Below are 26,274 nucleotides of genomic sequence, written 5' to 3' on the forward strand. Positions count from 1 at the left end.
CAACCGCTTATGTCAGATTTTTTGCTTCCTACTCTTCTAAGATAACTGGGGTTATATTTAATTGCAAGCCCCTTAGTCATGGCTGACAAGCCTCAATCGATCGGCTTCAGTCGGCTCGCCGTCATAACAGGGGTAGCAGCAAGTAGAGCCCGTAGTGCTGTGCGTCCAGCAAACGTAATAGACCCAAGTGTTAGCGGCGAAACTCGAATGTTTTTCGGGAAGCCAGCGAACGCCTAGAACCTCGCCGAAGTCGGTAGATTCCTCATCATCATCATCATCAAGCCAATCTTCAGCAACTAAATCGCCAATCTTGAATCGGGGTAAAGGACGGCCGGCAAAAAAGCAATCGACTGATTGAGTGTGCGGAACGAGAAACGGCAAAGCGACCGACGCTGCTTTTTGCAGGAAGTCACGTCGAGCGAACGTAAATAATTGCGATCGTCCGCAAAGACAATCGTCTAAAAATGTCATAATTTATCGGCTCCAAACGTTCCAATACAACGGCTTGGGGAAGTCGTGGTTTGTTCGGTGTGACTAGCACCGCTCAACCGCGCATCAATCTTCCTTAGTTACTCACGATTGCAGACTTACAATCCCTTGTCAACACAGGGACTGTAAAGTTTTGTTTCGCAAAAGTTGTCCCTAGAATCAACATATTAATAGCATCAAAGCGGGCGTAAATGCTCCAAAATCTTGCCGTCTAAATACACAGCATTAATCACTCTTTCCGACGTATCACACCACTTAGCAACCACCGCACTCGGTACACCCTTGCCTACCTGTTCGCTGATAAAAGTATCTCGACAAGAGTAAGGCGTGGTTGTCTTACAATCCTGTTGATGTTGGCGGGTGCTTTCAGTAATCGGGTCAACCAACTTATGCCATACCTGCTTAGTGAAATTGTTGTAGTTAATCGCCCCGCCCTTAATAGGTGACGGAAAAACCAATCTATCCTTGTCAGTCAGACTTTGTGGCTTAATGCTTTTCAACAACTGAACCAATTCTTGATTGCAAGGAAATTTACGCCGTTTGTTGTTTTTACTGCCGTCAACCCTTGTCTCCTTACCGCTTGGGTGCTGTATACTCCCGTTGAACACAATGTGAGAAAAGTCAGGAGCGATATCGCCCCATCTCAACCCCACAGCTTCCGAGGGACGGCATCCAGTCAGCAGCCAGAACTGCACCATAGGGTAGTAAAAACAAAACTTTTGCCCGGTTTCTCCCCTCCCGTTCCACGTCCCTCTGTGATTCTTAAAAGCCTCCAATACCAACTCTTTCTCTTGAGCCGTAAAGGCATTAGGCTCAGGGTCACTTTCCCAGTTGTGCTTAGGCAACTCTGCCGACATCCCTTCAAACGGGGAAGCGGTCAAACCCTTCACAATCTTGAACTTAATCCCCCATTTTACCGCTGCATTTAGATGAGTTAAAACCCGTTTGGTCATGCTGTTAGTCGTATCCTCTAACAGCCAAGCGCGTACTTGCAAAGCACTGTCCTCTGAAAGAGGCTGGTAGGGACAGCGGTCGATATAGCTCTGAATGCCCGTCACCATGTAATTGAATGTTGTTGTCTTGAGTGTGGGCTTCTTGAACTCCAAGTATTTAGAGAACAACTGAGCCAGCGTCAATTCCGGCTTAGGCTTGATAGTCTCAACGACGGCCAAGTGAGTCTGCGACTTGTACTTTTTGAGCGTGGGGTCAAACCGCTCAAACTTGATATCAGATTCAATTAACTGTGCTTTAGCTTCTGCCAGCTCCCAGTTTTCAGGAGTATCTGCCAGATTAAGGTAGAGGAATTTTTGCTTCCCCCCGTAAAGATATCTCGGCATCTGCAAGCGCAGCCGGCCGCCATTGGTTTGAACTACTACGGAGCCTTTTTTAGCTTTGCTCGGTGGAAGATTGACCATAAAATTCTGTCAACTCAACGTCCCCATCATACCCGTTTGAATACAGAATGAATACAATTCTCGGTCTGCCTTGTGTCGAAACCGCTAGAACGTTCCACAGGTAAGGGATTCAAGACTACCCCCATTTAGCCTTCCAAGCTAACTATGCGGGTTCGATTCCCGCTGCCCGCTTACTACAGTTAAAACCTCAAACTCACGAGAAATCAACGGTTTGAGGTTTTTTATTTCGCAGAATACGGGTGAGGCGGGGGTCAAAGTGACTATCAAATGACTATCAAATGACTACAAATTGACTATCAAATGACCTTTTTGGATACAATTTGGAGACAATGTGACTAGAATTTGACTAGAAATATCCAGCCGATAGCCAATAGCGGTAAGGTGCGCGGCAGAAGAGCACCCTACATAATTAGGTTCTGTCGAAGTCCTCTATCTGCAAGAATAATGAGTTAACATAGAGTGTCCTGATTTGGCAAGATTGCCGATCGAACTCAGCTTGAGTTATGACTGATTCGGAGTCGCATCAGTCACAAGGAGTGCCAGTGAAATATTTTTCAGTAGTAATGTATTTGCTGCGGGAACGGCAACAATTTCTCGAAGAAATTCGCCAAGGTGTCAAGCTCAAATCTAAAATTTTAGGTTTGTTGATTTCTAGTACCGTATTTTTTGGCATTTATGGAGCGATATTAGGTGCATCTAGTACGTGGATGCAATGTTTGGTTTCAGCAATTAAGTTGCCAGCCCTTTACTTGCTGACACTGACTATTTGCTTCCCTACACTGTACTTTTTTAATGTCATGTTTGGTTCCAAACGAACGTTTGAACAGTATTTGACATTGTTGATGACATCGATGGCGATGATTAGCATTTTGCTGTTTGGATTTGCACCTGTCAGTCTGTTTTTTCTCATCAGCAGTACCAATTACACTTTTTATCTGCTGCTGAATGTTGCTATCATGGCAATCACAGGATTTTTGGGAGTAAACTTCATTTATCAAGGAATGCACTTTCTGTCCGAACAAGATGCGGAAGGCAAAGACATCAGGCTAAATATTTTGCGCTTCTGGTTGGGACTTTATGCGTTTGTTGGCAGTCAGTTGGGATGGACGCTGAGACCGTTTTTTGGCGCACCGGGACAAGCTTTTGAACTGTTCAGAAACCGAGAAAGCAATTTTTATATGAGTCTGTGGGATTCAATTAGGTCTCTGGGAGGATTTTAATTAATGCCAACTTAAGGAGATTTGAAATAGTGATACAAGTGGATTTGGATGAATTGAGAATTCCTGAAAAGGAGTTGGAGGATTTGAGCGGAATAGCTTTGAGCGACGGTTTTGCAGCGGATTTTTACCGACCTGCGGCACTCCGGGACGGGAAAAAGCTGTTTTCTCTTTTGTTGAATGAGTTGCTGATATTTTGCGTGACGCTTGTTGTGTCGCTGCCTGTTGCTTTACTGGCGACTAAAAATCAAGTTAATTCAGTTAACGATGCGGAGGTATTTGTCCGGGTTTTACAAATAACTTTGGGTTTGTCGCTGGCGATTACTGTTGCTTGGAATGTCTATAAATGGGTTAAGACCAAACCTCTGGAAACGCTAGCGGGTCTGCTGGATGAAGTTGAGAAGTATCATGAGGTGATTCAGGCTTTAGATATTATCGATCGCCTAACGGCTGCTGGCAATCTACAAGCCAATGTAATTAACCGAGGAGATGCAATTGAGGCATTAAAAATCACTAGAGAAAGTTTAGTCTGTGCTTTGAAAACAGAAAGAATTCTCAGGGAAAATCAGAAATTTATCGGTCGCCGTTACGAGTTATTTGCTAATATTGAAAGTAATTTGGCTGCTCTGATGGCGGTGGATGTGAGCGATCGGGCGACTGAATACGGGCGATTGCTAAATGAGGCTTTGGAAATTGGGATGAGCGTGCACAAAGAGGTAAGAAAGTTGCAAAAAGGCAAGTAAATTCAAATTGCAGGTTCGCAGTCAGGACTAAAGTCCTTCCATCTAAGTTTTAAAAGACTTACGCAACTGGCACTTTTATGGGGGTTAATTTTTAGGTACATTTTGAGGTATGTTGTTGCGCTTCAGCGCTCTTTTATACATACATGAAAGAGCGCTGAAGCGCAACAACGTACCTTTATTTAATCTGTAGGAACTACGAACCTTTTTTGGTGACAAGTTTAATCCTCAAAAATATCCAACTGTTCGCCCTCAGACTCTTTTTTGCCATCTTTTTTAACACCTTTCCGCAGCCCGATCGCAATTTTGCTGTGTTTCTCAATCTGCTTCATCACCTGTCTCGCCCTGTCAATCACCGACGGCGGTAAACCGGCCAATCTGCCCGCTTCAATCCCGTAAGATTTGTCAGCACCTCCCGGCTGAACTTGGTGCAAAAATACGATTTGATCCGGCAATTCTTTCACTGTCACCTGATAATTTGCGACATTATCTAAAATAGAAGCTAACTCGTTCAACTCGTGATAGTGAGTCGCAAAAATAGTCCGCGCCCGAATCTCGTTTGCTAAATATTCCGCCACAGACCAAGCGATCGAAAGTCCGTCAAACGTCGCCGTTCCCCTGCCAATTTCATCTAACAAAACCAATGATTGCGGCGTCGCGTGATTGAGAATATTTGCAGTTTCGTTCATTTCCACCATAAACGTAGACTGACCTGTTGCCAAATCATCTACTGCGCCGACGCGGGTAAAAATGCGATCGCAAATTCCCAACGTCGCAGCTTTCGCCGGCACAAAACTGCCCATCTGCGCCATTAACTGGATCAAACCCACCTGCCGCAAATAACAGCTTTTCCCGCTAGCATTCGGCCCGGTTAAAATAATTAAATCGGGGCGGTTTAGCGATGCTTCTCGACCCAAAAAAGCCGAATTCGGGACAAAAAATCCCGGCGGTAAAGACTTTTCCACCACAGGATGACAACCTTCAATAATTTTAATTTCCCGACTTTCTGCCATAGTCGGGCGACAGTAATTTTGGTAAACCGCTACTTCTGCCAAACCGCACAAAACATCCGCCGCCGCCACGGCGCGGGAAACATTGCGAATAATTTCGGCGTGTTCTCCTACCTCCGATCGCACTTTAGCAAAAATATCGTACTCCAATTGATTTAAATCTTCCCGCGCTGTTAGAATTCTCACCTCCCTTTCTTTTAATTCTTCAGTGCTGTAGCGTTCTTCATTGGTGAGAGTTTGCTTGCGGGTGTAGTCGTTCGGCACTTGGTCTACTTTCGATTTGGTAATGCTGATGTAATAGCCAAAAGCTTTATTGTAGCCTACTTTTAAATTAGAAATTCCCGTGCGTTTTCTCTCAGTTGCTTCTAAATTTGCAATCCATTCTTGGTCGGCTGATGCAGTTTGGCGCATTTCATCTAGCATGGCATTGATTCCCCCTCGAATCAAACCTCCTTCTTTTAAATGGATCGGCGGTTCATCAACTAAATGAGCGTGAATTTGAGTTGCTAATTCTTCTAAAATTGGCGGTACATTTTGCAGCGCTTTCAAATAGGGCGAGATCCCTTGAGCTGCGATCGAGGCTAATTCCGGCAATTTCGAGAGAGAATCAGCTAAAGCGACCAAATCTCGGGCGCTAGCTGTTCCCGAACCGGCGCGGCCTGTCAGTCTTTCAATGTCGTAAATTTGGCGCAGCAACTGCTGCAAATCTTGGCGCAGCGGATTATTTTCTACTAATTCTTGAATCGTGTCGTGTCGGGCGCAAATTCCTTTAATGTTGAGCAAAGGTTGCAGCAGCCAGCGGCGCAAAGCGCGGCCTCCCATTGCAGTGCTGGTTTTATCTATAGCCCACAGCAGCGAACCGTGAAAAACCCCATCTCTCACTGTTTGAGTAATTTCGAGATTGCGGCGGGTTTGGTAGTCGAGTGTGAGAAAATCGGTGAGAGTGTAAGTGTGCAATCTTTGCAAAGAAACTGCTTTTTCTTTTTGAGTTTCTTCGAGATATTGCAGCAAACCGCCTGCGGCGCGCACTGCGAGGGAAAGGTGTCCGCATCCCATGCCTTCGAGCGATCGCACTTTGAACTTTTGCAGGATTCTCTGTTTTGCTTCGGACAAAGTAAACGGAATTTGCGATCGCAAAGAATAGCAAAACGAATTCGGCAAACACTCCGGTAAATGCTCGGATTTCTCTCCGGGCCTCAACATCGTGACTAAATCCGGCGCATTAGTCGGTATCAGGACTTCCGAAGGTTGCAAGCGCAGCAATTCTAGGGTTAATTGTTCTAAACTATCTGCTTGAGTAGTTACGAATTCTCCCGTAGAAATATCTGTATAAGCCAATCCCCAATGTTCCCCAGCGATGACGACTGCTGCTAAAAAGTTATTTTGTCTGGGTTTGAGCATTCCGTCATCCGTCAAGGTTCCGGGAGTGAGAATGCGGGTAATTTCTCGCTTGACTTGGCGGCCTTCTTTAGCAGCAATCGAGGCATCTTCAACTTGGTCGCAAACTACCACAGCATAGCCTTTTTCTACTAACATTGAAGTGTAGCGGTCGAGGGCGTGGTGCGGCACTCCTGTCATCGGCACTCTGCCGATTTCTTTGCCGCTTTCTTTACTCGTACAAACAAGTTCTAGTTCCCGCGAAATAGTAACTGCATCTTGGAAAAAACACTCAAAAAAATCTCCCACTCGAAACAATAAAAGTGCGTGGGGATACTGTTCTTTCACTTCCACATACCGCTGCATCATCGGAGTTAGCTTGGTGAATTCTAGTAGGCGGTGGTCGGCATTGCGGATGTTAGCTTGATTGGGGTCTGTTGGGGTAGATGCAGTGTAAGGCATAAAAGGCGATCGATAAATTTTAATCTTTAACAACTGTAGCGCAAGCTCGGCTTTTAGCTATAACTAATGATACAATATTTGACGATTAATCCTCCTTAAGCAGGGTGCAGGATTGTCCAGATTAGAGTTGAGTGTTGAGCTATACAAAAGCCACGCACCCTACTTAATAATCGATAAACCCGCTTTTACTTGAGAAGTTTTCGGTCGCTATTTATCTAAAGTGAGCCAAAACATCTGCTTTAGTGAGATTAAGTGAGAAAAGTTTATTTTTTGTGAGATGAGAGCGATCGGCGATCGACAAAAACAATCTCAGCTATGTAGTTGTTAGCTGTTAAGCTGTTGTGCATTTAAATTGTATATTTCGAGTCCCGATCGAACAATCGTCAAATCCTCTCCCCCTCTCCCCTTCTCCCCCTCTCCCTCTCTAATACCATAGGCAATCTAGATGCAACACAGCTTATAGCAGATATTGAAGGAAGAAAGAAGAAGAAGGAAAAAGGCTTTAGTTATCGTCGCGAGAGAGGAAGAAGGCTTTAGTTATCGTCGCGAGAGAAGGAAGAAGCAATCTTCCGCAAGGGTTTAAGTAATTAAGAACGTCCTAACAGTCGGGCGCGGTTGCTATAAATGTTGGGGGTTAACAGAAGAATGTTAAATTTCCCGCACTTTAGGGGCATAAACTTTACATTTTTGTTATTGAAAACAGCCGGAAGATAGATTTGTAAATTATACCTCGGGTAGAGAGAGAAGATATTTTATATGCTTAAAATTAAAACATCCAAGCAGGTAATTTATCGGCGTAGTAAATTTAAGATTTAGAATCAAAAATCTGCTAGCTAGTAGTTAACTAGAGAGAGGAAAAAAATAATGAAAGCTCTTTGCTGGCACGGAGCAAATGATGTGCGAGTTGATAATGTACCAGACCCAACAATTATCAATCCGCGCGATGCGATAGTTAAAATCACATCTACAGCAATCTGCGGCTCGGATTTGCACCTTTACAACGGCTTCATCCCGACGATGCAATCGGGTGACATCATGGGGCACGAATTCATGGGGGAAGTCGTCGAACTCGGCAGCGAAGTCAAGAACTTAAAAAAGGGCGATCGCGTCGTCATTCCTTTTACTATTTCTTGCGGCAGTTGCTTCTTTTGCAACCGCGATTTGTGGTCGCTGTGCGACAACTCCAACCCCAATGCTGGATTGGCTGAAAAAATCTACGGTCATTCGCCGGCGGGACTTTTTGGCTACTCGCATTTAACGGGTGGTTATGCAGGAGGTCAAGCAGAATACGCGCGGGTTCCGTTTGCAGATGTCGGCCCTTTAAAAATTCCCGACGGACTTTCGGACGAACAAGTATTGTTCCTCACTGATATCTTTCCAACCGGTTATATGGCGGCCGAAAACTGCAATATTCAGCCGGGAGATACAGTTGCTGTTTGGGGATGCGGGCCTGTCGGACAATTTGCGATCAGAAGCGCGTTTATGCTGGGGGCCGATCGAGTAATTGCGATCGACCGCGTACCGGAACGCTTGCAAATGGCGGCCGCAGCCAAAGCTGAAATCATCAACTACGAAGAAATGGACGCCGGGGAAGCCGTCACCGAAATGACGGGGGGACGCGGGCCCGACGCCTGCATCGACGCGGTGGGAATGGAAGCCCACGGCACCGGTCTCGACGCTTTGTACGACAAAGCTAAGCAAGCGGTGCGGTTGGAGAGCGATCGACCTACCGCCCTGCGACAAGTAATCCTCGCCTGTCGCAAAGGTGGCACAGTCTCAATTCCCGGCGTTTACGGCGGCTTTGTTGACAAAGTGCCATTAGGTGCAGCTTTCAACAAAGGCTTGACCATGAAAATGGGACAGACGCACGTTCACCGCTATTTGCGGCCTTTGCTCGATCGCGTTCAAAAAGGCGAAATTGACCCGTCATTCGTAATTACCCACCGAATGAAATTGGATGAAGCGCCCCACGCCTACGAGATTTTCCTCAACAAAAAAGACAACTGCATCAAAGTTGTCCTCAAACCCTAACTCACATTCAACTGACAAGGAGAAACTATGCTTTTACAAGAAAAAGAATCAGGCGACTTGGTAGAAATCCTCGATATCGAGGGTTTAATCAGCCCTGCAAAAAATGAGGTATTAGGGCGAAATCAAGCAGGTGAAGAAGAGCAAGAGCCAGCGAATTTTCCGAAGGGTAAATTAGTTTTTCCATCCGGCGAAGTTTTGCCCCGTTGCTGGACTGAGAAAAATTATAAAACTAATTGATATCGTTTCCAGTTGCATCGGAATAATAAAATCGAGTCAACAGTCAACAGTCAACAGTCAACAATCACCTGACGTTGCAACCGGAATTGATATGATTCAAGGGAAACCGCCAACCTAATACCCAGAGCCCAGACTTCTTTAAGAAGTCTGGGCTCTAACAATTTTAGGTAAAAAGGGAGATTAATTGTTAACGATCCGATCGACTTGATGCGCTTCTGTGATATCTGGAATATCCAGCCGCGCAGCTAACTTGCGAATGACTGCTTCAGGAACCGGTGCTGTGCGCGATCGATTCCGCTGCAATACTTCATCCAAAGGAACTTCCAGGTAAACAATGCGAATTTGCGCTTGATAATCTGCAAAAAAATTAATTAATTGCTGGCGCATTGGTTTAGTAGTGTTGGTAGCATTCCAGATAAAAGAACGCCCCAATCTCATATATTCCCGCGCTCTATTTTTGGCTTCCATTATTACATTGCCGGGAGTTTCATCTGGAGGGACATTCATCTCTTTCCGCAGTGCATCCAGCGAGATTACCGGCAAATCTGGCAGATTTTCCCGAATCCAATAATCTTTACCGCTTGCGGGCAATCCCGACATCAAGATTACTTCGCATCGAGTATCGTCAAATGCTTCGTAATCCGGGTTTCCATTCTCTTTGCGGAAGTAGATAAATCGGCTGTGTGCTGATGGGAATTGTCGGGGAGAATCCAAACAATTATTCTCTTGACAAAACTCGCGAAATAGTTCTATTTTATCGAGCAATTCTTGTCTGTCGCTACACTGTCTGCCGCGCACGTCTGCTTCGGCTAAAAGTGCGAGGAAATCGCAGCGGACAACTTGACTGACTTTAATTACAGACTGCTGGGGGTTGGGTTTGTCGATCAGCCAGATGGGTAAACTGCCGAATTTGACGATCGCCACAACTGTTTCGCGAATGTCAAATTGCACTGGCGGCTCGAATTGAGATAAGATTTGTCTGACCATTCTCGCACCTTGGCGGGCGTGACCTTTTGAGCTAATTCTGCCGTCGGCTTCGATTTTTGTAAAGGCCGGTTTGGCGACATCGTGCAGCAAAGCGGCGGCAAAAAGTATCGATCGTTCTTGAACGGGAAGCTGCCGCCAACTTGGGGAAGATATTAAGGCTTCGCAGACCATTTTGGTATGAATTAAAACATCTCCTTCGGCGTGATAAATCGGGTCTTGCTGACATCCTTTTAAGTTTTGAATCCAATCAAAATGATTTTGAATGCTGTCCCAATCCAGGAACCAATCGGGCGGTTCTGGACAAAAGGGAAAAGTCCAAGTTCGGGATTGTGATGATAATAGAGCAGTCATGGTTTCACCTGTTTGTTAATAACGTAATTTCTGAGTCCGCGAAGGCGGACATTGTTTGTGTAGAAGCGGTTTCAACCGCCGACTCTTAAGAGTTTTCAACTAAAATTAAATAAATCAGCGCCCGGACGCAAAATATTAGGTACAATGGGACGATTTAGCCAATGTCCTTCGGCATTTTTAATAGCTGTCAAAAAGCTGGCACGCACGTACTTGTAACGCGCCTTAACAATTCCGTCTTCTTCGACTTTAATATACAGACCCTCCATAATCTCGCTCTTGTCAGTCTCTTTCAAACACCGTTCTTCATCTAATCCCAATTCCCGGCAGTACAAACGCAAGCGTTCCAAATGTCCAGGTTGAATAAAATTAGACTTTTCCATGAACTGCATCATTTGCTTGGGAGATTTCAGCACTCCCGAAAACAGCACGGGAACGGACACCAACGGCAGTCCGTTTAACAACTTGCGGCGGGATTCTGTACTCAAAAATTGATTTGTTTCTAAGTCCAGCACATCGTATTCCATAAAATAGTGCGGCAGAAAGTCGTAAAAAACAGTGTGTTTGGCATACAGCCATTCGCCGTAAAGAATGTAGCGATTTCCCAGCACTTCTCCCAGCGCCCCGCTGAGACTGAAAGCCCACTGTTTGAATAAGTTAAAATGTTTTTCTCTGGGCCCGCCGGTAAGATAGTGGCCGCGACTTTGCAGCAGCATTTGTCCGTCTGGGGCGAAGCTGATGCCTGTATTTGCGCCGTCTACCTTTTCTTCTAGAATTAGAGGGCGATCGCAAATATTGCTAAATGGCACGCTGTCGAGGTCTTCATCTCCCGGTTGGAAACGCGAACCTTCGATGTGATAAGTTCTAGGATATTTAACAATTTCCACCATCAGCGAATCCATTTAAGATTTTAGATTATAGAGGCGACCCCATCCATTTAAGATTTTAGATTATAGAGGCGAACCAATCCATTTAACAATTATAATTGAATTATCACAAAGGAGCGTGGAATTTGAAAAGTCAAAGTTTACAAAGTGTATCATCAGCGATCGCTGGAATTATATTAGCAACCGTGCTGCTGCTAGGCTTCAATTCTTTTGTGGTCATCAATCCCGGTGAAGCTGGGGTAATCAGCATTTTAGGTAAAGCTACGGATGGAGCTTTGTTAGAGGGATTTCACTTCAAACCGCCGCTGATTTCAAAGGTGGATGTGTACGATGTAACCGTGCAAAAATTTGAGGTACCGGCGCAAAGCGCTACTAAAGACCTTCAAGATTTAAATGCGAGTTTTGCGATCAACTTTCGCCTCGATCCGGCGAGGGTAGTTGATGTGAGAAGGACTCAAGGAACTTTGGAGAATATAGTCTCAAAAATTATTGCTCCTCAGACGCAAGAAGCATTTAAAACAGCGGCTGCACTGAGAACCGCCGAACAGTCTATTACTCAGAGAAGTGAACTGAAGCGAGACTTTGATACTGCGCTGAAGGAAAGGCTATCCAAGTATGATGTAATCGTGCTCGATACGAGCGTGGTTAACATTCGATTCTCCACAGATTTTGCGAAAGCGGTTGAGGAGAAACAGGTTGCTGAACAGCGGGCGCAAAGGGCTGTTTATGTGGCTCAGGAAGCCGAACAACAGGCTCAAGCTGACATTAACCGCGCTCAAGGTAGGGCGGAAGCTCAAAGGCTTTTGGCAGAAACTTTGAAGGCTCAGGGCGGCGATTTAGTGCTGCAAAAAGAGGCGATCGAAGCTTGGAGAAGCGGCGGCGCTCAGATGCCAAAAGTGCTGGTTGTAGGCAGCGGATCGAGTCGGGTTCCTTTCATTTTTAATATGAGCGACTTTCAGGGAGAAGCCGATCGGCAAAAAAGTTAGGAGCAATTTAGAGTTCCGGAGTATGCTAAACTTCGGTAAGGCCAAATCTAGCGATCGGGTTGAATCTGTCGCTATAAAAGCGAAGTCCGCAATTCAAACGCAGGCAACACACTCATTTTAGGAAGCAAGGAAAAATCATGACCCGCGCTATTATGGAAACCGACAAAGGCACAATCAATTTGGAATTGTTCGATGCAGATGCGCCTAACACAGTGAAGAATTTTGTTGACTTGGCGGAAAAAGGTTTTTACGATGGATTGGCTTTTCACCGAGTCATTCCTAACTTTATGATTCAAGGTGGCTGTCCAAAAGGCAATGGAACTGGCGGCCCCGGCTACAAAATCAAGTGCGAAATCAACTCCAACAAACATTTGGCAGGAACTTTATCGATGGCTCACGCAGGTAAAGATACGGGTGGCAGCCAATTCTTTATTTGCCATTCTCCCCAGTCTCATTTAGATGGAGTTCACACAACTTTTGGCAAAACTGAGGATATGTCTGTCGTCAATGCTATCCGCCAAGGTGACAAGATTATTTCGCTCAAAATTGAGCATTAATTTCCAGTAATTAGTTGCGTTTGCAGTAAGGACTAAAGTCTTTATTGCAAACAAAATACTAACTATAGCAGTTCTTAGTAAAATGAGGTACGCCTGGTAATTGGTAATCGCTCTGGCGCAAGTCACTTACTGGAGAACCGCTATATATAATACTTTTTCCTTGAGTTGCTGATGTAGCTAGGAATTCTTGAATATTTATATCAGTATTGTAGGGTGCCACGGCTCCTTTCTCGTTTCCCTTGTAAGCGTAAGTGTTCTAGCTGACGCACCCTACAGGCCTCGTTAGTGGTTTAAATGCGTAACAGCTTAGGAATTCTTGAATATTTATATCAGTATTCAACTAGAGATATAATAAATTCACAAGTGTTGAATCTTAATAATTGTTGTCAAAAAAATGTCTTTAATCTGATAAAATGAAGGCATTAAAATTATTTAAATGTAACTAAATGATATCAAACTTGCCCCACCTTCTCAAGAAATTTTTAGGAAAGCTTCCCCTATCATATTCTCCAGTTATGAGTACATTTAGATTTGTGTGTTTCGGGCTTAATTTGCGATCGCTTCTAGCTTAATGAGTATGAAAAATTTCTTTTACCGCCGCAAGTATTAAGGAATTAAAATTGATATTTCTACATTATTTTATCAAGCTAATAAAATGAGAAGTACAGATTTTTTTTAAGAGTTGTTATGGCAACTAATGAAGGAAATCCATCAAAATTGTAAATGGGATGACTTAGCGTTGTTTGCTTGAGATTCTACCACAATTACCTGGGCAAGTAAACTGCTATGGAATCAAGGAATCCGTCAAGTAATAAGCTGTTCTACATCTAAATTGCATTTTTTGTGCGGGCGAGACGCCCAACCCCTACTCCCCACAAGAACTTTATCAAATTTTGACTGTGTAGTTTAAATGCCGCAACAGCTTACCAATTTAAAAAAAGAATACTGTTGCATTCTTTTTTTAAATTGGTATTAGATAGCTTATCTGTTACTAAATTTGAGATAAATATCAGCAGGATTGAGGGAAAACTTGTGAGATAAATTCCGATATCTTCAAGCTCTTATTTGTGAAAAAACTAACTATATACTAGGAAATATAAATTAATATATTTCGGATAAGTTTAGGGTGGGTAGGAGTAATATCGATAATGTAAAGTTTTGTAACGGCTTGCAACTATTGTGTAATAAATTATAACTTGGGATTCAAGGTGGTTTGGCGATGGATTCGCCATCCACCTTAAGGCCAGTCCTGTCTGTAAATTTTTGTAAAAAATATACAGACCTGAAAAAAGTAAGGATATAACGGATTCAAAACGGTTTGGCGATGGATTCGCCATCCACCTTAAGGCCAGTCCTGTCTGTAAATTTTTGTAAAAAATATACAAACCCTGAAAAAAGTAATGATATAACGTATCTCATGCGTACTCAGCAATGAAGGAAGGAAAATTAATATGCTCAATAGTAATATGATCGATAGAGGTTTGAGAAAAGTAGCAAGAGAATCTTCGCTGCTCCAATCGAGTTTATCTTATCATTGGAGAGTATTCCAAAAGAGCAAAAAATTACCTCCACTTAGTGCGACAAATCAGTGTATTGTCGATGCGCTCAGAAAGGAGGGGGCTTTTATTACTTCTCTAGAAGCTTTGTCATTGCCCCTGACTGAAAAACTTTTGGAGGGAGCCAAACTTATCTTAGCTAATAATCCAAAAGCTCCGGCTTTTGAAACTCAATACGTTTACCATGTTGATTCAGCAAAAATTATAGAAAATTCAGAAATTTTTTTGTGGGGTCTTCAAGATCGGTTGCTCGACATTGCTGAAAATTATCTTGGCGTTCCCGTTGCTTACCGCGGTCCATTATTTCAGAAAGATTTCGCGAACGAACAGCAGGTACTTACAAGATTGTGGCATAAAGACCCGGAAGATCACCGACTTCTAAAAATAGCTGTTTACTTGAACGATGTGAATGCTGAAAACGGCCCGTTTGAATATATTCCAAAGCATTTCAATTCTAAGTTAAGCTCTCTCAAAGGCAAACTTTTATTTTCTGATGCAGAAGTAGCAAAACACTTAGACCCATCAAATTGGGTTTCATGTACAGGGGTAGCAGGTACTGTTGTTTTCTTCGACTCTCACCATGTTTTCCATCGCGGCAAGATGCCTGTAAAGTCACACCGCGACGCAATATTTTTTAATTATCACTCCAGAAAACCGATCAAAGTGTTTTCCGATCACTGGAACGCTCCTTTTTCGCCAGAAGAGTTGCTCGTGCTTTCAAAAGCTATTTCTCCACGCCAGAAAGAATGCGTTTTCTGGTGGGAAAAGGGTGCAAAGTCATTCCAGCCAAAGTTGATGGCTAGGTGAAACATTTAATCAAGGGAAGGGGAAGGGTAAGGAGAAGGGAAATTTAATACAGTTCATACTTCAGCAAGGTACAAGGAATCGACCCATTGAAAACAGGAATTCGCCGCGATGTCCTGAGTCCCACCTTTTTACCCAACTCCTTATTCCCAGTCAAAATAAACGCATTCCAACCTTTAAAACGATTCTTGAAAATATCCCCTAACATCTTGTACAAATCTCCCAATTCGCTAGCATCTCCCAGGCGCTCTCCGTAGGGAGGATTGCAAATCAGAACGCCTCTGTCTGCGGGTGCTTCCAACTGAGATAACTCGGTTTGAGCAAACTGAATCTTACCGGAAATACCAGCTTGCTGCGCGTTCGTGCGAGCTTGAGTTAACATATCGAAATCGCGATCGCACCCAGCAACCACCTGCTTAAGTTCCGGTAACTCGCTATTTTCAGCTTCTGCCCACAATTTATCCCACAAAGGTTCGTCAAAGTCTCGCCAATTCATAAATCCAAACTTTTCTCGAAACAATCCCGGTGCAATATTCAAGGCCTTTAAACTCGCTTCCAAAGGCAAAGTTCCCGAACCGCACATCGGGTCTAAAAACGGCAAATCAGGCGTCCATTCTGCCATCTCCAACAAAGCCGCAGCTAGGGTTTCTTTGAGGGGAGCAAGCCCCATCGCCGGTCGATATCCCCGGCGGTGCAAACTGCCGCCGGAACTGTCTAAACTTAAAATAGCTCTATCTTGATGGATGTGAATGTTAATTAGCAAATCGGGATGCTCTACATCGACATTAGAACGCTTGTTAAATTGAAGGCGCTGTTGGTCGGCGATCGCATTTTTGACCTGCAAAGCTGTAAAGTGAGTGTGGTTCAACTTTTCGTTGCCGCCGGTGCAGTTTACTGCTAAAGTATTTTCGGGATATAAGTATTCGTCCCAGGGGATTTTCTGCACTTCGCGGTAAAGCATATCCGAGTTGTAACAGCGGAATTCGGCGATCGGCATTAGGACTCGAAAAATAGTTCTCGACCAAAGATTGACGCGGTACAATAAAGCGCGATCGCCCGCAAAGTAAACCCCAGTAAAATCAGGCTTGACATCCTGGGCCCCCAAACGTTCTAATTCTTGGGCTGCAATAGTTTCTAAACCGCGCGCAACTGTAGCAAAATATTGATTCATTGAGAATTGGGAATTGGGAATTGGGAATTAATTTTTCTCGATCGCCCTAAATTATATCAAATCCGGTACCATCGGAACTGTAAAATCGAGTCAACAGTCAACTATCACGGACGGTGCAACCAGAATTGATATAATTTATCTGCGTTAATCTGTGTTTATCTGCCCTCATCTGCGGTTTAAAAAAGAGAATGTATTAACCGCAGATGACAATAGATTGACGCGGATTTACGCAGATAAAGAGAAGAGAGAGATGAATAATTCCGACTCCTGGGGGTGAGTTTCCGCGCACCTCACCCTTGCAAGTCACAAACTGTCAGTAATACTCGTGAAATTAAAAGCTTTCACGCGCACTCCGGGCACGACACTACCGCCGTAACGCTTCACCGCACTAACTGCATCCACATCCCGCAACATATCAGGTAAAACTTGATTGAAACGCAGGTTTTTAATCGGGTAAGCAATTTTGCCATCCTCAACCCAAAAAGTACCGTCGCGAGTCATTCCCGTTACTTCCAATGTTTTCGGATTAACGTAGCGCACGTACCAAGCTCGACTGACGAAAATTCCTCGCTCGGTTTGAGCAATTAAATCTGCTAAACTTTGGTCGGAACCTGTCATGACGATCGGGTAATAAGCACCTTTTGCCTCTTTGCCTTTTTGTGCGGCCCAGTAGCGGGAGTAAGACAAACTTTGAGGCACGCCATCTTTGATGATTTCCAAATAGTTATTGCTCAATCCGTCGCCGAAAAAAGTATTCGATCGCAGCAAAGGATGAGCCGGATCGCGCTGCACTTGCACTAACGGGCTAAAAAGTTGTTCCCCCGCGCGGTTTCCAGCGGGTTTTCCCTCTGCATCGGCGATCGACATAAACGATCGCCCCTCATCCGCCGCCCTTGCATCCAAACTCCAAATTACCCACGGTAGCAACTCCCCAAAAGCAGCACCCTCAAAGATGACAGGATAAATGCCGGGAGTGACTTCGCGGGGGTTGCGGGATGCGATCGCCCGATCGAGCACTTGTTCTGCTAATTGGGCGATCGGCAATTCGTTGATACTCCAAGCAGTGCTCTGAGCCCAACTAGAACCGCTTTCAATGCGAGCAGTAAAGCTGAAATCCGCCTCTGTAGACTGATTGCAGGCGCGGAGTCCGGTTGACGAGGCGATCGCGTACAGCGACGCCTCAGCGCTCAAAGTGCCCGAACCATGAGCGCCCCCCTGGGAGGATCTCGTGCAAGCTTGCTGCACCATTTCGGCCCGCGCTAGAGGCGATATAGTTGCCGTTGCTGCGTCGAATGCGGGCGATCGCAAATCGTAGGTTTGAGGCGGCAGCAGCGGCATCCATTCGGGGTCTGCCGGCGCAATTCGGGCCAATTCTTGCGATCGCTTGACTGCCGAGGCGATCGCATCTTCATCAAATTCTGTAACAGCAGCAGAGGCGCTTTTGTTACCGAAATAGCTAGTAATATTCAGGCTAAATACAGTTTTGCTAATATTTTGGCTGATTTGATTTTCCGAGAATCGGGAAAGAGATTCTTCGCCAGTAGAGAGACTGACAAATACTTCTTCTGCCTTTGATAGTTTGACTGCTTTTTCTAGTAAAGATAAAGCTTGATCTTTACTGAAAATTGCGGGCGATGTTGTTACGAGCATAAGCTAAAGTCCCGGAAGATTGGTTGCATTTTAAAATAGGTTTAGCGGCAAGAATACGGTTAATTTGCCTGTACTAAAGAGCGAACTGCTAACACTTCATCAGCTCGCAGAAGTTCCACATCTGAACGGGAGACAGCCACAACTAAAATCGATTCTCCTAAAGCATTAAATATTTCTAGAACGCAGCCATCTTCGCCTTCGTTTGGGTGAGGTACGCGATCGACTAGCATCGCTACATCGCCTTTTTTTAGCTGATATAGCGGTATATCCCGACACAATGCTACACGCTGGTAAAGTTCAAGTTTCACGTCGAGACTCCTTTTTGGGTTTGAGAGTAATAAAATGAAAACTTCCGTCAATTTGCCACTGCAACCAAATTGTAACAACTGCTAAATTACGTCCGTTAACTCCTGGCAGCTCACCTTCAGCGCGAAAGAACTTTCCGAATTCATTAGCACCATTCTCTACTGCCTCAGCCGACGCTATCAAAAACTGGATGGCTGCTAACAAAGCTTCTGGGTTATCTTGACTAAAACCCCCTTGAGCGAGAAATTTTGACTTGTCATCTTGTGCTTTGGGAACAAGTAAATAGCGCGTCAACTTTGCTTCGGGTATGATAGCATCCGCTGGAATTTTCACATTAACAACCTACAATCTAATTAAGAATTTCCCCCAATCTTTATATCCCTCACTCGCACCGGCACACAAGCGTGAGTCATTTGAGCAACCTGCATCGGCTCGCCCTTTCCGCATATATTAGTACCGCACTGAACCAGCTCCGAAGCCGGCCCGATCGCATCTATTTGATTCCAGAAATCAGTAGTCATCGCCTGATAAGTTACATCCGTCAACATACCGACAACTTTACCTTTTTCCACCTTCCAAAAAGCATCGCCGCCGAATTGAAAATTGCGCCGCTGCTGATCAATTGAATAACTACCCATACCGTCGATTAAAATCCCGTCTTCCGTATCAGCAATCATTTCTGCCAAAGTAGCAGTGTGACTGCCGCCGTCCGGGCCCGGTTCCAATCCCAAATTGGGAATTCTCACCATCGGCACGCTCGACCAACTGTCAGCGCAAGCAGAACCGTTGCTGCTGGCACGTCCGAGGCGATAAGCCGTCTCTCTGTCAGTCAGATAATCAACTAAAATTCCATCCTTGACAACGTACCAATCTTGCGATTTTACGCCCTCATCATCGTAACCCATTGTACCGCGGCCGCCCGGTTGAGTGCGATCGCACTTAAAATTCACCCAAGGTGCAGCATATTGCAGTTTATTTAAATTATCAGTAGTAGCAAAGCTCGTGCCGGCAAAATTAGATTCGTAGCCGTAAACCCGGTCTAATTCAGTTGGATGTCCTACTGATTCGTGGATTGTCAAATACAAATTTGTAGGCTTGAGAATCAGGGATTTGCAAATACCAGCAGCGACTTTGGGAGCGCGGACTTTCTCAATAGCTTCAGCGGCAACTCTTTCGACTTGACTCAACAAATCATCGGGATTAATATGTTCGTAACCGATATTCAGCGGCGGGCGTTCGTAACTGCGACTTTGGGCATCGCCGCCCGCAATTGCCGTACAGCCAAAACCGGGATAGCTGCGGTATATTGTTTGTTCGATTAGCGAGCCTTCTGTGGAAGCAAAAACCTTGTCTTCGCGGCTTGACTGCAAAAAAGAATCAGCTTTTTTGATGCCTTCTGCGCCGTGTGCTAGCAGCTTTTCGTTGATAGTTAGCAGCAGTTCGGCTTTGTCCGCAACGGGTACAGAAAAAGGGTCAATTTCGATTGGAGTAATGTAGGTATCGACATATTTTTCGACAGGCACTAACCGCACCGGTTCCTTCTGAGTTAAGCGGCTGCCTTTAGCGATTTCTACAGCCAAAGCGACTATTCTTGCAACCTCTGCCGGCGTTTTGCTGTGACTGGCGGCAAACCCCCAAGCGCCGTCTAGAAGCACCCGCACGCCAAAACCGGAACTTACATTATCAGACAGTTGGCTTAAAGATCGATCGCGCGCGTAAAGATTCTGCCTTCGGTAACTGCAAAAACGCACATCACCGTACTCGCAACCTGTTTCCCGAATCAAATCTACAGCCAAATTTGCTAACTCGTTAGCAGAGATTTTTGCAGTTAATTGCACCATAGTTATTCGTCATTCGTCGTTAGTTGTTAATTATTATAGCGCTTTTTAATTATTTGAACGAACCGCGAAGAACACGAAAGAAGAACTGCCTCTTCTTCTTGCTCCTCCTTCGCGTCCTTCGCGCCTTCGCGGTTCATTTACTTTAATATCTTGCACCATTATCCATAGCTATTTTATGGGCGGGCAGGATGCCCACCCCACAATAAATTTACTGTTTGTGGAACAGGCATCTTGCCTGTTAATGTGGAACAGGCATCTTGCCTGTCAATGTGGAACAGGCATCTTGCCTGTTAATAGAGAATGGTGCCACATCTCATTTTAATCCTACTCCATTTCCTGCAAAACCCCTGTCAAAATTTCCACAATGCGATCGATATGTTCCTTCTCAATAATCAGCGGTGGCGACAAAGCAATGATATCACCAGTCGTGCGAATTAGCAACCCTTTTTCATAGCACTGCAAGAAACAATCAAAAGCCCGTTTTCCCGGCTTCCCAGCAAGAGATTCCAACTCAATACCTGCCACCAGTCCAAGATTGCGGACATCAATTACGTGCCGCACTCCCTTCAAAGAATGCACCGCATCTTCCCAGTAACCAGCCATCTTATCTGCCCGTTCAAATAACCTTTCTTCCTCATAAATATCCAGCGTCGCCAGAGCAGCCGCACAAGCCAGAGGATGACCAGAATAAGTATAACCGTGAAAAAGCTCGATCGCATTTTCAGGAGCATTCATGAAAGCATCATAAATCCCCTCTTTCACAAACACCGCCCCCATCGGCACCGTACCGTTAGTTATCCCTTTCGCTGCCGTCACAATATCGGGAACAACCCCAAAATATTCAGTAGCAAAACTAGAGCCGAGTCGCCCGAATCCGGTAATTACCTCATCAAAAATTAGCAAAATTCCGTATTTGTCGCAAATCGCCCGCAGTCGCTCCAAATAACCTTTCGGGGGAATCAAAACCCCCGTTGAACCAGCCACCGGTTCCACAATTACTGCTGCAATATTAGACGCATCGTGCAAAGCGACAATCCGCTCCAATTCATCCGCCAAATGCGCGCCCCATTCCGGTTGTTTGCGGCTGAAAGCATTGTGTTCGAGATTGTGAGTGTGAGGCAAATGATCTACTCCCGTCAGCAAACTGCCAAAAAACTTGCGGTTTGTACCGATACCGCCGACAGAAATTCCCCCAAAACCAACGCCGTGATAGCCGCGTTCCCTGCCGATCAATCTTTGGCGAGTTCCTTCACCTTTTACCCGGTGATAAGCAATCGCAATTTTTAAAGCAGTTTCTACAGATTCCGAACCAGAATTAGTAAAGAAAACGCGATCGAAATTGCCCGGAATCATCTTTACCAAACGTTCCGCCAATTCAAAAGCACCCGGATGTCCCATCTGAAAAGCCGGAGAGTAATCCAAACGCAAAACCTGCTGTTTAACTGCTTCGGCAATTTTCTCGCGGGCGTGCCCTGCATTGACGCACCACAGCCCCGCAGTACCATCTAAAATTGAGCGGTTATCATCTGTTGTAAAGTGCATATCTTTTGCCGAAACCAATATTCGCGGATTGGCTTTAAACTGTCGGTTGGCAGTGAAGGGCATCCAGTAAGCGTCCATATTTGTCATGTTTTTTATCCTTTTATATTGATAGAAGACGGGGCGGTTGAAACCGCGTCTATACAAACGATGTCCGCCTCCGCGGACGGTCTAAAATAAGGTAATTTTAACCCTACGGTGTTCAACCCGCGGAGGCGGGTTTTGTCTGTGTAGACGCGGTTTCAACCGCCGTCTCATCTTAATTTACGTTCGCACCTTAATTCACGATCGCACTTTAATTCACGATCGCACCTTAATTCTCGATCGCACCTTAATTCTCGATCGCCCCCACAGACTCATGCTGCAACAAACCAGTCAGCATTTTCACAGGCCTCTCGCCGTAGGGCCACGCGAAAGCATGGCGGAAAGCAGCTTCTTGACACGCTTGCAACTGCCGAAAATCAATGATATCTAAAGTTAACAAATTCTCGTACTCGAAAGGCAGTCGCACGTTGTGCAATCCCGCGTTGTCGGTGCAAATGGCAATATCGACACCAGCTTCAAAACATCGATCGAACACAACCTTCAATTCGCGCATATCCTGCAACGTCCCCGTTTTGAGATAGGTAGTCGGGCAAACTTCCAAGCATTGACCCCTGCGCGCGACTTCTGGCAGCAGTTCGGGATATTTTAACGGAATTTGAATCCCGTGGCCGATACGCATCAGATAGGGCAAAAGTTCGGGATAACAGCCAGAGGTAGTTTCATAGAGGTGGCCGGTAGTTTTGATGCCGATCGACCTCGCGTACTGGTACAATCCGACAAACTCCTCTAAACGCTCGCCAATACAAGCATCGCCGCCAGCTATATCGATCGCACAAACATATTCTCCCATCCCGGCCGCCAAATCTACGATCGCCCGATTCACTTCATACGGTAAACGCGAGTGCATACACAAAATTTGGCTAGTCACAATCGGACAATCGCTAATTTGACTTGCCTTGCCCACAACCTGTACAATTTCTGCCATCAAATCAATGCGTTCTGACTGATTCAAATGTTCTGGAGTCCGCAAATAAGGCGTATAGCGCAACTCCAAATAAGCCAGATTTTCAAACACGTAAGCGCCCCGCATCAACCGATAGATGAAATAAGGCAAAGTCTCAACAGTTTGAACGCTTTCTACCAGTGTGTGCAGTTCCAAATACTCATTAAGAGTATTGCGCGGACGAGTGTAAAACTCCTCAAACTCCGAGTATTCTTGAAATCGATTAACCATCTCAGCATTGTGGCGATCGAAATACCGCCACAGCACCCGAGGAACCACAGAACCACCCAGATGGCGGTGCAACTCAGCGTGTAAAGTCATGGCAACAAAGCCTCTATTTTCTCAATGTTAACAAAAATTAATTAGTCATTAGTTATTAGTCATTAGTCATTAGTCATTAGTCATTGGTTATTTGTGAGTTCCAATGCCTAATGCCCAATAGACATCTCCCATAATTCTTGTGGAACAGGCATCTTGCCTGTTCAAAACAGGCTTTTTGGGAGATGCCCAATGCCCCAGGCCCCATGCCCCAGGCCCCATGCCCCAGGCCCCATGCCCCATGCCCCATGCCCCATGCCCCATGCCCCATGCCCGTATCTAAAATCTAAAATCCAAAATCTAAAATCTAAAATAGATTGACATTCGGGACGCATTCGTACATAATCGTAAATTGTGTCAACCTGAGCTGAACGCGAGAAACCCTTGGCTAACGTAGTTGTAATCGGCGCCCAGTGGGGCGATGAAGGAAAAGGCAAAATTACCGATTTGCTCAGCAAATCCGCAGATATCGTTGTCCGCTACCAAGGGGGCGTCAACGCCGGTCATACCGTGGTAGTTAACGGTCAGACTTTCAAGCTGCACTTAATTCCGTCCGGGATTCTCTACCCTGATAAAGAGTGTATCATCGGCTGCGGAACGGTCATCGACCCTAAAGTTTTAATAGAAGAATTAGATCAGCTAGAGGCACTGAATATTTCGACGACCTCGCTGATGATTTCGGAGACTGCTCACGTCACGATGCCCTATCACCGATTAATTGATGTGGCATCGGAAACGCAGCGGGGAAATTATAAAATCGGGACGACAGGACGCGGCATCGGCCCTACTTACGCCGACAAGTCCGAACGCACTGGGATTCGGATGCTCGATTTAATGGACTTGGAAGGATTCCGAGAACAACTGGAATGGACAATTCATCACAAGAATATCATTCTCGAAAAACTCTACAATTTGCCGCCTCTCAATCCGCAAGACGTAATAGATGAATATCTAGTTTATGCGGAACGTTTGCGGCCGCACGTAGTAGATAGTTCCCTGAAGATTTATGAGGGAATTCACAAGCGGAAAAATATTCTGTTTGAAGGCGCGCAAGGCACTTTATTAGACTTAGACCACGGGACTTATCCTTACGTTACTTCGAGCAATCCCATTGCAGGCGGCGCTTGTGTGGGAACCGGAGTCGGCCCGACAGCGATCGATCGCGTAATTGGCGTAGCAAAAGCTTATACAACCCGCGTCGGAGAAGGCCCCTTCCCTACCGAAATGGTAGATGGAATTGGCGCAATTTTGGGCGATCGAGGTGCAGAATTCGGCACGACAACCGGCCGCAAACGCCGCTGCGGTTGGTTCGACGCGGTAATCGGCCGCTACGCAGTCCGCATCAACGGTCTTGACTGTCTGGCAATTACCAAACTAGATGTTTTGGATGAATTAGAAGAAATAAAAGTTTGCGTTGCTTACGAAATTGACGGCGAAAAATGTGTTGATTTCCCGAAAAGTTCCCGAATCTTTGCTCGGTGTCAACCTATTTACGAAACCCTTCCCGGTTGGAAACAGTCTACGGAAGAGTGCCGGAATTTGGAAGATTTACCGCCGCAAGCATTGGATTATCTAAAGTTTTTGGCAGACTTGATGGAAGTGCCGATCGCGATCGTTTCTCTCGGTGCCAGCCGCGACCAAACTATTATTGTAGAAGACCCGATTCACGGCCCGAAACGCGCTTTGCTCTCTGCTGACGGTACGCCTGTAGCAGCACAATCATAACAGGTTTAGTTATAATAGATAAAAAGGGTCTATCTCATGTGTGACGAGGCTCCAATGACCGATGAAGATCGTCTGATCTACCAACTAACCCTTCATCGAGATTTGGTTGGCTGGGTAATCGGAAAGTTAGCTGAAGCTGGCATTGCATCCCAGAGAACTACTGGCAACGATCCGAAAGGAGACATTTTGATTGTGGCTGCCAAGGATGCCTCACAAGTAAAGCAAAGAATCTGCGATATTCATCGTCAATACAATAGAGAAAATATCAAAGATTCACAGTCAACCTTAGAGGAAAGAAAAACAAACTTACCGCATATAGAAATCAAAACCACATACCTTTCAGGAAAAGCAGTTAATGAAATTATTGATACTGCTACTGTCATTGCAGTTGTAAGTGCCGATAGAATTTCTGGACCTGGCAAAGCAAAATTTATAAAAGCAGGTATAGCTTATGCAGAAAATATTCCTTTGCACGAGTTTCTAGATGTTTAGTAGCAGGAGTAATCCCAATGTTTGACATCAGTTTTTATTCAGCAAATGGTGAACCGTCCGATAGTGTAAGAATAACAGCAGCTACTTACGAGTGGTTAGCAAAATCAGCATTTTCAAAAATAGGTGGCGAATCAATCGAAACCCAAATTTACCTAGATGAAGAAAATGTAATTCTGCCTTTAGTTGAATTAAATCAAGATATTCGCCAGCAGTTCAAGAAAATTTTCAGCGAAGCAATCATCAGTGAAAGCGATGCAGTTCTTACTAAGCTTGGTGATTACCCTTCAAAAGAAGAGTATCAATCAGGAACGTACCGTCTGAGAAAAATCCTGGAATTGCTGAAGTGTGTGGAAAACGAAAATTATCAATACCTTCAGCGAATTTAATTGAGCGCGATCGCAATATCACAATTCTGGTAAAATGTGAAAACAATCAACAGAAAGTCATAAAATGGAACTCGCAGTAGAATGTCAAAAGCGGGCAGAAGGGAGCAAACCTAACGCCCTCCGCCGCTCTGGATTGATTCCCGCCGTCCTCTACGGGCACAAAGGCTCTGAATCCATTTCCCTTACCATCAAAGCCAAAACAGTTGAAACCCTGCTCAAAAAGCACGTAGTCAACAACGCCCTAATTGACCTCAGCATTCCTGAACTCTCTTGGAGCGGAAAAACCTTGCTGCGGGAAGTTCAAGTTCATCCTTGGAAGGGCTTTCCTTACCACCTGAGCTTTTTCTCCGTAGCAACTCAAGACAGCCTGGAAGTTGAAGTGTCGCTGAATTTTGTCGGCGAAGCTGTCGGCGTCAAGTTAGAAGGCGGCATCTTGGATACCGTGCTAACGCAACTAGCAGTTAAGTGCAAACCTGACAGCATTCCTGAATCAATAGAAGTAGATATTTCTAATTTAAAGGTTGGGGATGCGCTGCACATTAACGAATTAGTTTTGCCTGCGGGAGTGGTAGCTCTCGGCGAACCAGAGCAGGTGGTTGTTACGGTGCTGGGAATTCAAGCAGGTTCTGAAGCCGAAGATTCAGAAGAAGACGCAGCAGCAGCAGCCGCAGCAGCTTAATTAGTAATTGCTAATA

Annotated in this window: 23 protein-coding genes; 11 read left to right on the plus strand and 12 right to left on the minus strand. The window is 45.1% G+C overall.

Annotated elements, in window-relative coordinates; genetic code table 11:
* Window positions 1-72: 72 nt before the first annotated feature.
* Together QUB70_RS19585 and QUB70_RS19590 are read right to left on the minus strand one after the other, a co-directional pair.
* Complete coding sequence (locus QUB70_RS19585) at window positions 73-471, minus strand: hypothetical protein (RefSeq protein ID WP_332982874.1); 399 nt, start codon at window positions 469-471, stop codon at window positions 73-75.
* A gap of 194 nt (window positions 472-665) precedes the next feature.
* Complete coding sequence (locus QUB70_RS19590) at window positions 666-1,904, minus strand: tyrosine-type recombinase/integrase (protein WP_332982875.1); 1,239 nt, start codon at window positions 1,902-1,904, stop codon at window positions 666-668.
* A gap of 503 nt (window positions 1,905-2,407) precedes the next feature.
* On the opposite strand from QUB70_RS19590, the gene QUB70_RS19595 reads away from it, so the two are divergent.
* Window positions 2,408-3,124, plus strand: a complete 717-nt coding sequence (locus tag QUB70_RS19595; RefSeq protein WP_332982877.1) for an actin-binding WH2 domain-containing protein — start codon at window positions 2,408-2,410, stop codon at window positions 3,122-3,124.
* A gap of 29 nt (window positions 3,125-3,153) precedes the next feature.
* Window positions 3,154-3,864 carry a hypothetical protein gene (locus QUB70_RS19600; protein WP_332982878.1) on the plus strand — a complete coding sequence of 237 codons (711 nt, stop codon included), beginning with the start codon at window positions 3,154-3,156 and terminating at the stop codon, window positions 3,862-3,864.
* 218 nt (window positions 3,865-4,082) lie between these two features.
* Here the strand turns inward: QUB70_RS19600 and mutS are convergent, their stop codons facing one another.
* On the minus strand, window positions 4,083-6,710 hold the full coding sequence (gene mutS, locus QUB70_RS19605) for a DNA mismatch repair protein MutS (RefSeq protein WP_332982879.1): 2,628 nt from the start codon (window positions 6,708-6,710) through the stop codon (window positions 4,083-4,085).
* An 864-nt stretch (window positions 6,711-7,574) separates the two neighbouring features.
* Here mutS and QUB70_RS19610 point away from each other — a divergent pair.
* Entirely contained in the window at window positions 7,575-8,741 is a 1,167-nt protein-coding gene (locus QUB70_RS19610; RefSeq protein WP_332982881.1) for a zinc-dependent alcohol dehydrogenase, read from the plus strand.
* A gap of 27 nt (window positions 8,742-8,768) precedes the next feature.
* The gene (locus tag QUB70_RS19615; RefSeq protein ID WP_332982882.1) at window positions 8,769-8,978 is read left to right on the plus strand and encodes an acetyltransferase; all 210 of its coding nucleotides are present in this window, start codon (window positions 8,769-8,771) and stop codon (window positions 8,976-8,978) included.
* Window positions 8,979-9,158: 180 nt separating this feature from the next.
* On the opposite strand, the gene QUB70_RS19620 is transcribed toward QUB70_RS19615, so the two are convergent.
* Entirely contained in the window at window positions 9,159-10,316 is a 1,158-nt protein-coding gene (locus tag QUB70_RS19620) for an AAA family ATPase (protein WP_332982883.1), read from the minus strand.
* Between the two features lie 95 nt (window positions 10,317-10,411).
* Window positions 10,412-11,215 carry an RNA ligase family protein gene (locus QUB70_RS19625; RefSeq protein WP_332982884.1) on the minus strand — a complete coding sequence of 268 codons (804 nt, stop codon included), beginning with the start codon at window positions 11,213-11,215 and terminating at the stop codon, window positions 10,412-10,414.
* A 110-nt stretch (window positions 11,216-11,325) separates the two neighbouring features.
* On the opposite strand from QUB70_RS19625, the gene QUB70_RS19630 reads away from it, so the two are divergent.
* The 3 genes from QUB70_RS19630 to QUB70_RS19640 all read left to right on the plus strand — a co-directional run bounded on the left by QUB70_RS19630 (window position 11,326) and on the right by QUB70_RS19640 (window position 15,106).
* Complete coding sequence (locus tag QUB70_RS19630; RefSeq protein WP_332982908.1) at window positions 11,326-12,186, plus strand: prohibitin family protein; 861 nt, start codon at window positions 11,326-11,328, stop codon at window positions 12,184-12,186.
* Between the two features lie 137 nt (window positions 12,187-12,323).
* Complete coding sequence (locus QUB70_RS19635) at window positions 12,324-12,743, plus strand: peptidylprolyl isomerase (protein WP_332982885.1); 420 nt, start codon at window positions 12,324-12,326, stop codon at window positions 12,741-12,743.
* A gap of 1,451 nt (window positions 12,744-14,194) precedes the next feature.
* The gene (locus tag QUB70_RS19640) at window positions 14,195-15,106 is read left to right on the plus strand and encodes a phytanoyl-CoA dioxygenase family protein (RefSeq protein WP_332982886.1); all 912 of its coding nucleotides are present in this window, start codon (window positions 14,195-14,197) and stop codon (window positions 15,104-15,106) included.
* A gap of 43 nt (window positions 15,107-15,149) precedes the next feature.
* Here QUB70_RS19640 and QUB70_RS19645 read toward each other — a convergent pair whose 3' ends face one another.
* From QUB70_RS19645 to QUB70_RS19675, 7 genes are all read right to left on the minus strand, one after another.
* Window positions 15,150-16,274 carry a THUMP domain-containing class I SAM-dependent RNA methyltransferase gene (locus tag QUB70_RS19645; protein ID WP_332982887.1) on the minus strand — a complete coding sequence of 375 codons (1,125 nt, stop codon included), beginning with the start codon at window positions 16,272-16,274 and terminating at the stop codon, window positions 15,150-15,152.
* Window positions 16,275-16,577: 303 nt separating this feature from the next.
* On the minus strand, window positions 16,578-17,924 hold the full coding sequence (locus QUB70_RS19650) for a TldD/PmbA family protein (protein ID WP_332982888.1): 1,347 nt from the start codon (window positions 17,922-17,924) through the stop codon (window positions 16,578-16,580).
* A gap of 59 nt (window positions 17,925-17,983) precedes the next feature.
* Entirely contained in the window at window positions 17,984-18,232 is a 249-nt protein-coding gene (locus tag QUB70_RS19655; protein ID WP_332982889.1) for a DUF4926 domain-containing protein, read from the minus strand.
* Window positions 18,222-18,563, minus strand: a complete 342-nt coding sequence (locus QUB70_RS19660) for a DUF6883 domain-containing protein (RefSeq protein ID WP_332982890.1) — start codon at window positions 18,561-18,563, stop codon at window positions 18,222-18,224. Before QUB70_RS19660 ends, QUB70_RS19655 begins: the two co-directional genes overlap by 11 nt.
* A gap of 20 nt (window positions 18,564-18,583) precedes the next feature.
* Window positions 18,584-20,071 (minus strand): TldD/PmbA family protein, encoded by a 1,488-nt coding sequence (locus QUB70_RS19665; protein ID WP_332982892.1) that lies wholly within the window; start codon window positions 20,069-20,071, stop codon window positions 18,584-18,586.
* A 324-nt stretch (window positions 20,072-20,395) separates the two neighbouring features.
* Entirely contained in the window at window positions 20,396-21,700 is a 1,305-nt protein-coding gene (locus QUB70_RS19670) for an aspartate aminotransferase family protein (protein ID WP_332982893.1), read from the minus strand.
* 241 nt (window positions 21,701-21,941) lie between these two features.
* Window positions 21,942-22,979, minus strand: coding sequence for an adenosine deaminase (locus QUB70_RS19675; protein ID WP_332982895.1), 1,038 nt, complete (start codon window positions 22,977-22,979; stop codon window positions 21,942-21,944).
* 381 nt (window positions 22,980-23,360) lie between these two features.
* Here QUB70_RS19675 and QUB70_RS19680 point away from each other — a divergent pair, with 381 nt between their 5' ends.
* From QUB70_RS19680 to QUB70_RS19695, 4 genes are all read left to right on the plus strand, one after another.
* Window positions 23,361-24,701 (plus strand): adenylosuccinate synthase, encoded by a 1,341-nt coding sequence (locus tag QUB70_RS19680; protein WP_332982896.1) that lies wholly within the window; start codon window positions 23,361-23,363, stop codon window positions 24,699-24,701.
* A gap of 54 nt (window positions 24,702-24,755) precedes the next feature.
* Entirely contained in the window at window positions 24,756-25,193 is a 438-nt protein-coding gene (locus tag QUB70_RS19685) for a hypothetical protein (protein ID WP_332982897.1), read from the plus strand.
* 17 nt (window positions 25,194-25,210) lie between these two features.
* The gene (locus tag QUB70_RS19690; protein WP_332982898.1) at window positions 25,211-25,579 is read left to right on the plus strand and encodes a hypothetical protein; all 369 of its coding nucleotides are present in this window, start codon (window positions 25,211-25,213) and stop codon (window positions 25,577-25,579) included.
* A 64-nt stretch (window positions 25,580-25,643) separates the two neighbouring features.
* Window positions 25,644-26,258, plus strand: coding sequence for a 50S ribosomal protein L25/general stress protein Ctc (locus tag QUB70_RS19695; protein WP_332982899.1), 615 nt, complete (start codon window positions 25,644-25,646; stop codon window positions 26,256-26,258).
* Window positions 26,259-26,274 lie beyond the last annotated feature (16 nt).

It is taken from the genome of Microcoleus sp. A003_D6, assembly GCF_036702825.1.
Taxonomy (GTDB): domain Bacteria; phylum Cyanobacteriota; class Cyanobacteriia; order Cyanobacteriales; family Microcoleaceae; genus Microcoleus.

What these genes read in the sequence shown, in the direction of transcription:
- QUB70_RS19620 (WP_332982883.1), bottom strand. Translation starts at nt 10,316, where the DNA reads ATGACTGCTCTATTATCATCACAATCCCGAACTTGGACTTTTCCCTTT.
- QUB70_RS19685 (WP_332982897.1), top strand. Translation starts at nt 24,756, where the DNA reads ATGACCGATGAAGATCGTCTGATCTACCAACTAACCCTTCATCGAGAT.
- QUB70_RS19585 (WP_332982874.1), bottom strand. Translation starts at nt 471, where the DNA reads ATGACATTTTTAGACGATTGTCTTTGCGGACGATCGCAATTATTTACG.
- QUB70_RS19645 (WP_332982887.1), bottom strand. Translation starts at nt 16,274, where the DNA reads ATGAATCAATATTTTGCTACAGTTGCGCGCGGTTTAGAAACTATTGCA.
- QUB70_RS19595 (WP_332982877.1), top strand. Translation starts at nt 2,408, where the DNA reads ATGACTGATTCGGAGTCGCATCAGTCACAAGGAGTGCCAGTGAAATAT.
- QUB70_RS19675 (WP_332982895.1), bottom strand. Translation starts at nt 22,979, where the DNA reads ATGACTTTACACGCTGAGTTGCACCGCCATCTGGGTGGTTCTGTGGTT.
- QUB70_RS19625 (WP_332982884.1), bottom strand. Translation starts at nt 11,215, where the DNA reads ATGGATTCGCTGATGGTGGAAATTGTTAAATATCCTAGAACTTATCAC.
- QUB70_RS19640 (WP_332982886.1), top strand. Translation starts at nt 14,195, where the DNA reads ATGCTCAATAGTAATATGATCGATAGAGGTTTGAGAAAAGTAGCAAGA.
- QUB70_RS19650 (WP_332982888.1), bottom strand. Translation starts at nt 17,924, where the DNA reads ATGCTCGTAACAACATCGCCCGCAATTTTCAGTAAAGATCAAGCTTTA.
- QUB70_RS19665 (WP_332982892.1), bottom strand. Translation starts at nt 20,071, where the DNA reads ATGGTGCAATTAACTGCAAAAATCTCTGCTAACGAGTTAGCAAATTTG.
- mutS (WP_332982879.1), bottom strand. Translation starts at nt 6,710, where the DNA reads ATGCCTTACACTGCATCTACCCCAACAGACCCCAATCAAGCTAACATC.
- QUB70_RS19670 (WP_332982893.1), bottom strand. Translation starts at nt 21,700, where the DNA reads ATGACAAATATGGACGCTTACTGGATGCCCTTCACTGCCAACCGACAG.
- QUB70_RS19635 (WP_332982885.1), top strand. Translation starts at nt 12,324, where the DNA reads ATGACCCGCGCTATTATGGAAACCGACAAAGGCACAATCAATTTGGAA.
- QUB70_RS19610 (WP_332982881.1), top strand. Translation starts at nt 7,575, where the DNA reads ATGAAAGCTCTTTGCTGGCACGGAGCAAATGATGTGCGAGTTGATAAT.
- QUB70_RS19615 (WP_332982882.1), top strand. Translation starts at nt 8,769, where the DNA reads ATGCTTTTACAAGAAAAAGAATCAGGCGACTTGGTAGAAATCCTCGAT.
- QUB70_RS19690 (WP_332982898.1), top strand. Translation starts at nt 25,211, where the DNA reads ATGTTTGACATCAGTTTTTATTCAGCAAATGGTGAACCGTCCGATAGT.
- QUB70_RS19695 (WP_332982899.1), top strand. Translation starts at nt 25,644, where the DNA reads ATGGAACTCGCAGTAGAATGTCAAAAGCGGGCAGAAGGGAGCAAACCT.
- QUB70_RS19590 (WP_332982875.1), bottom strand. Translation starts at nt 1,904, where the DNA reads ATGGTCAATCTTCCACCGAGCAAAGCTAAAAAAGGCTCCGTAGTAGTT.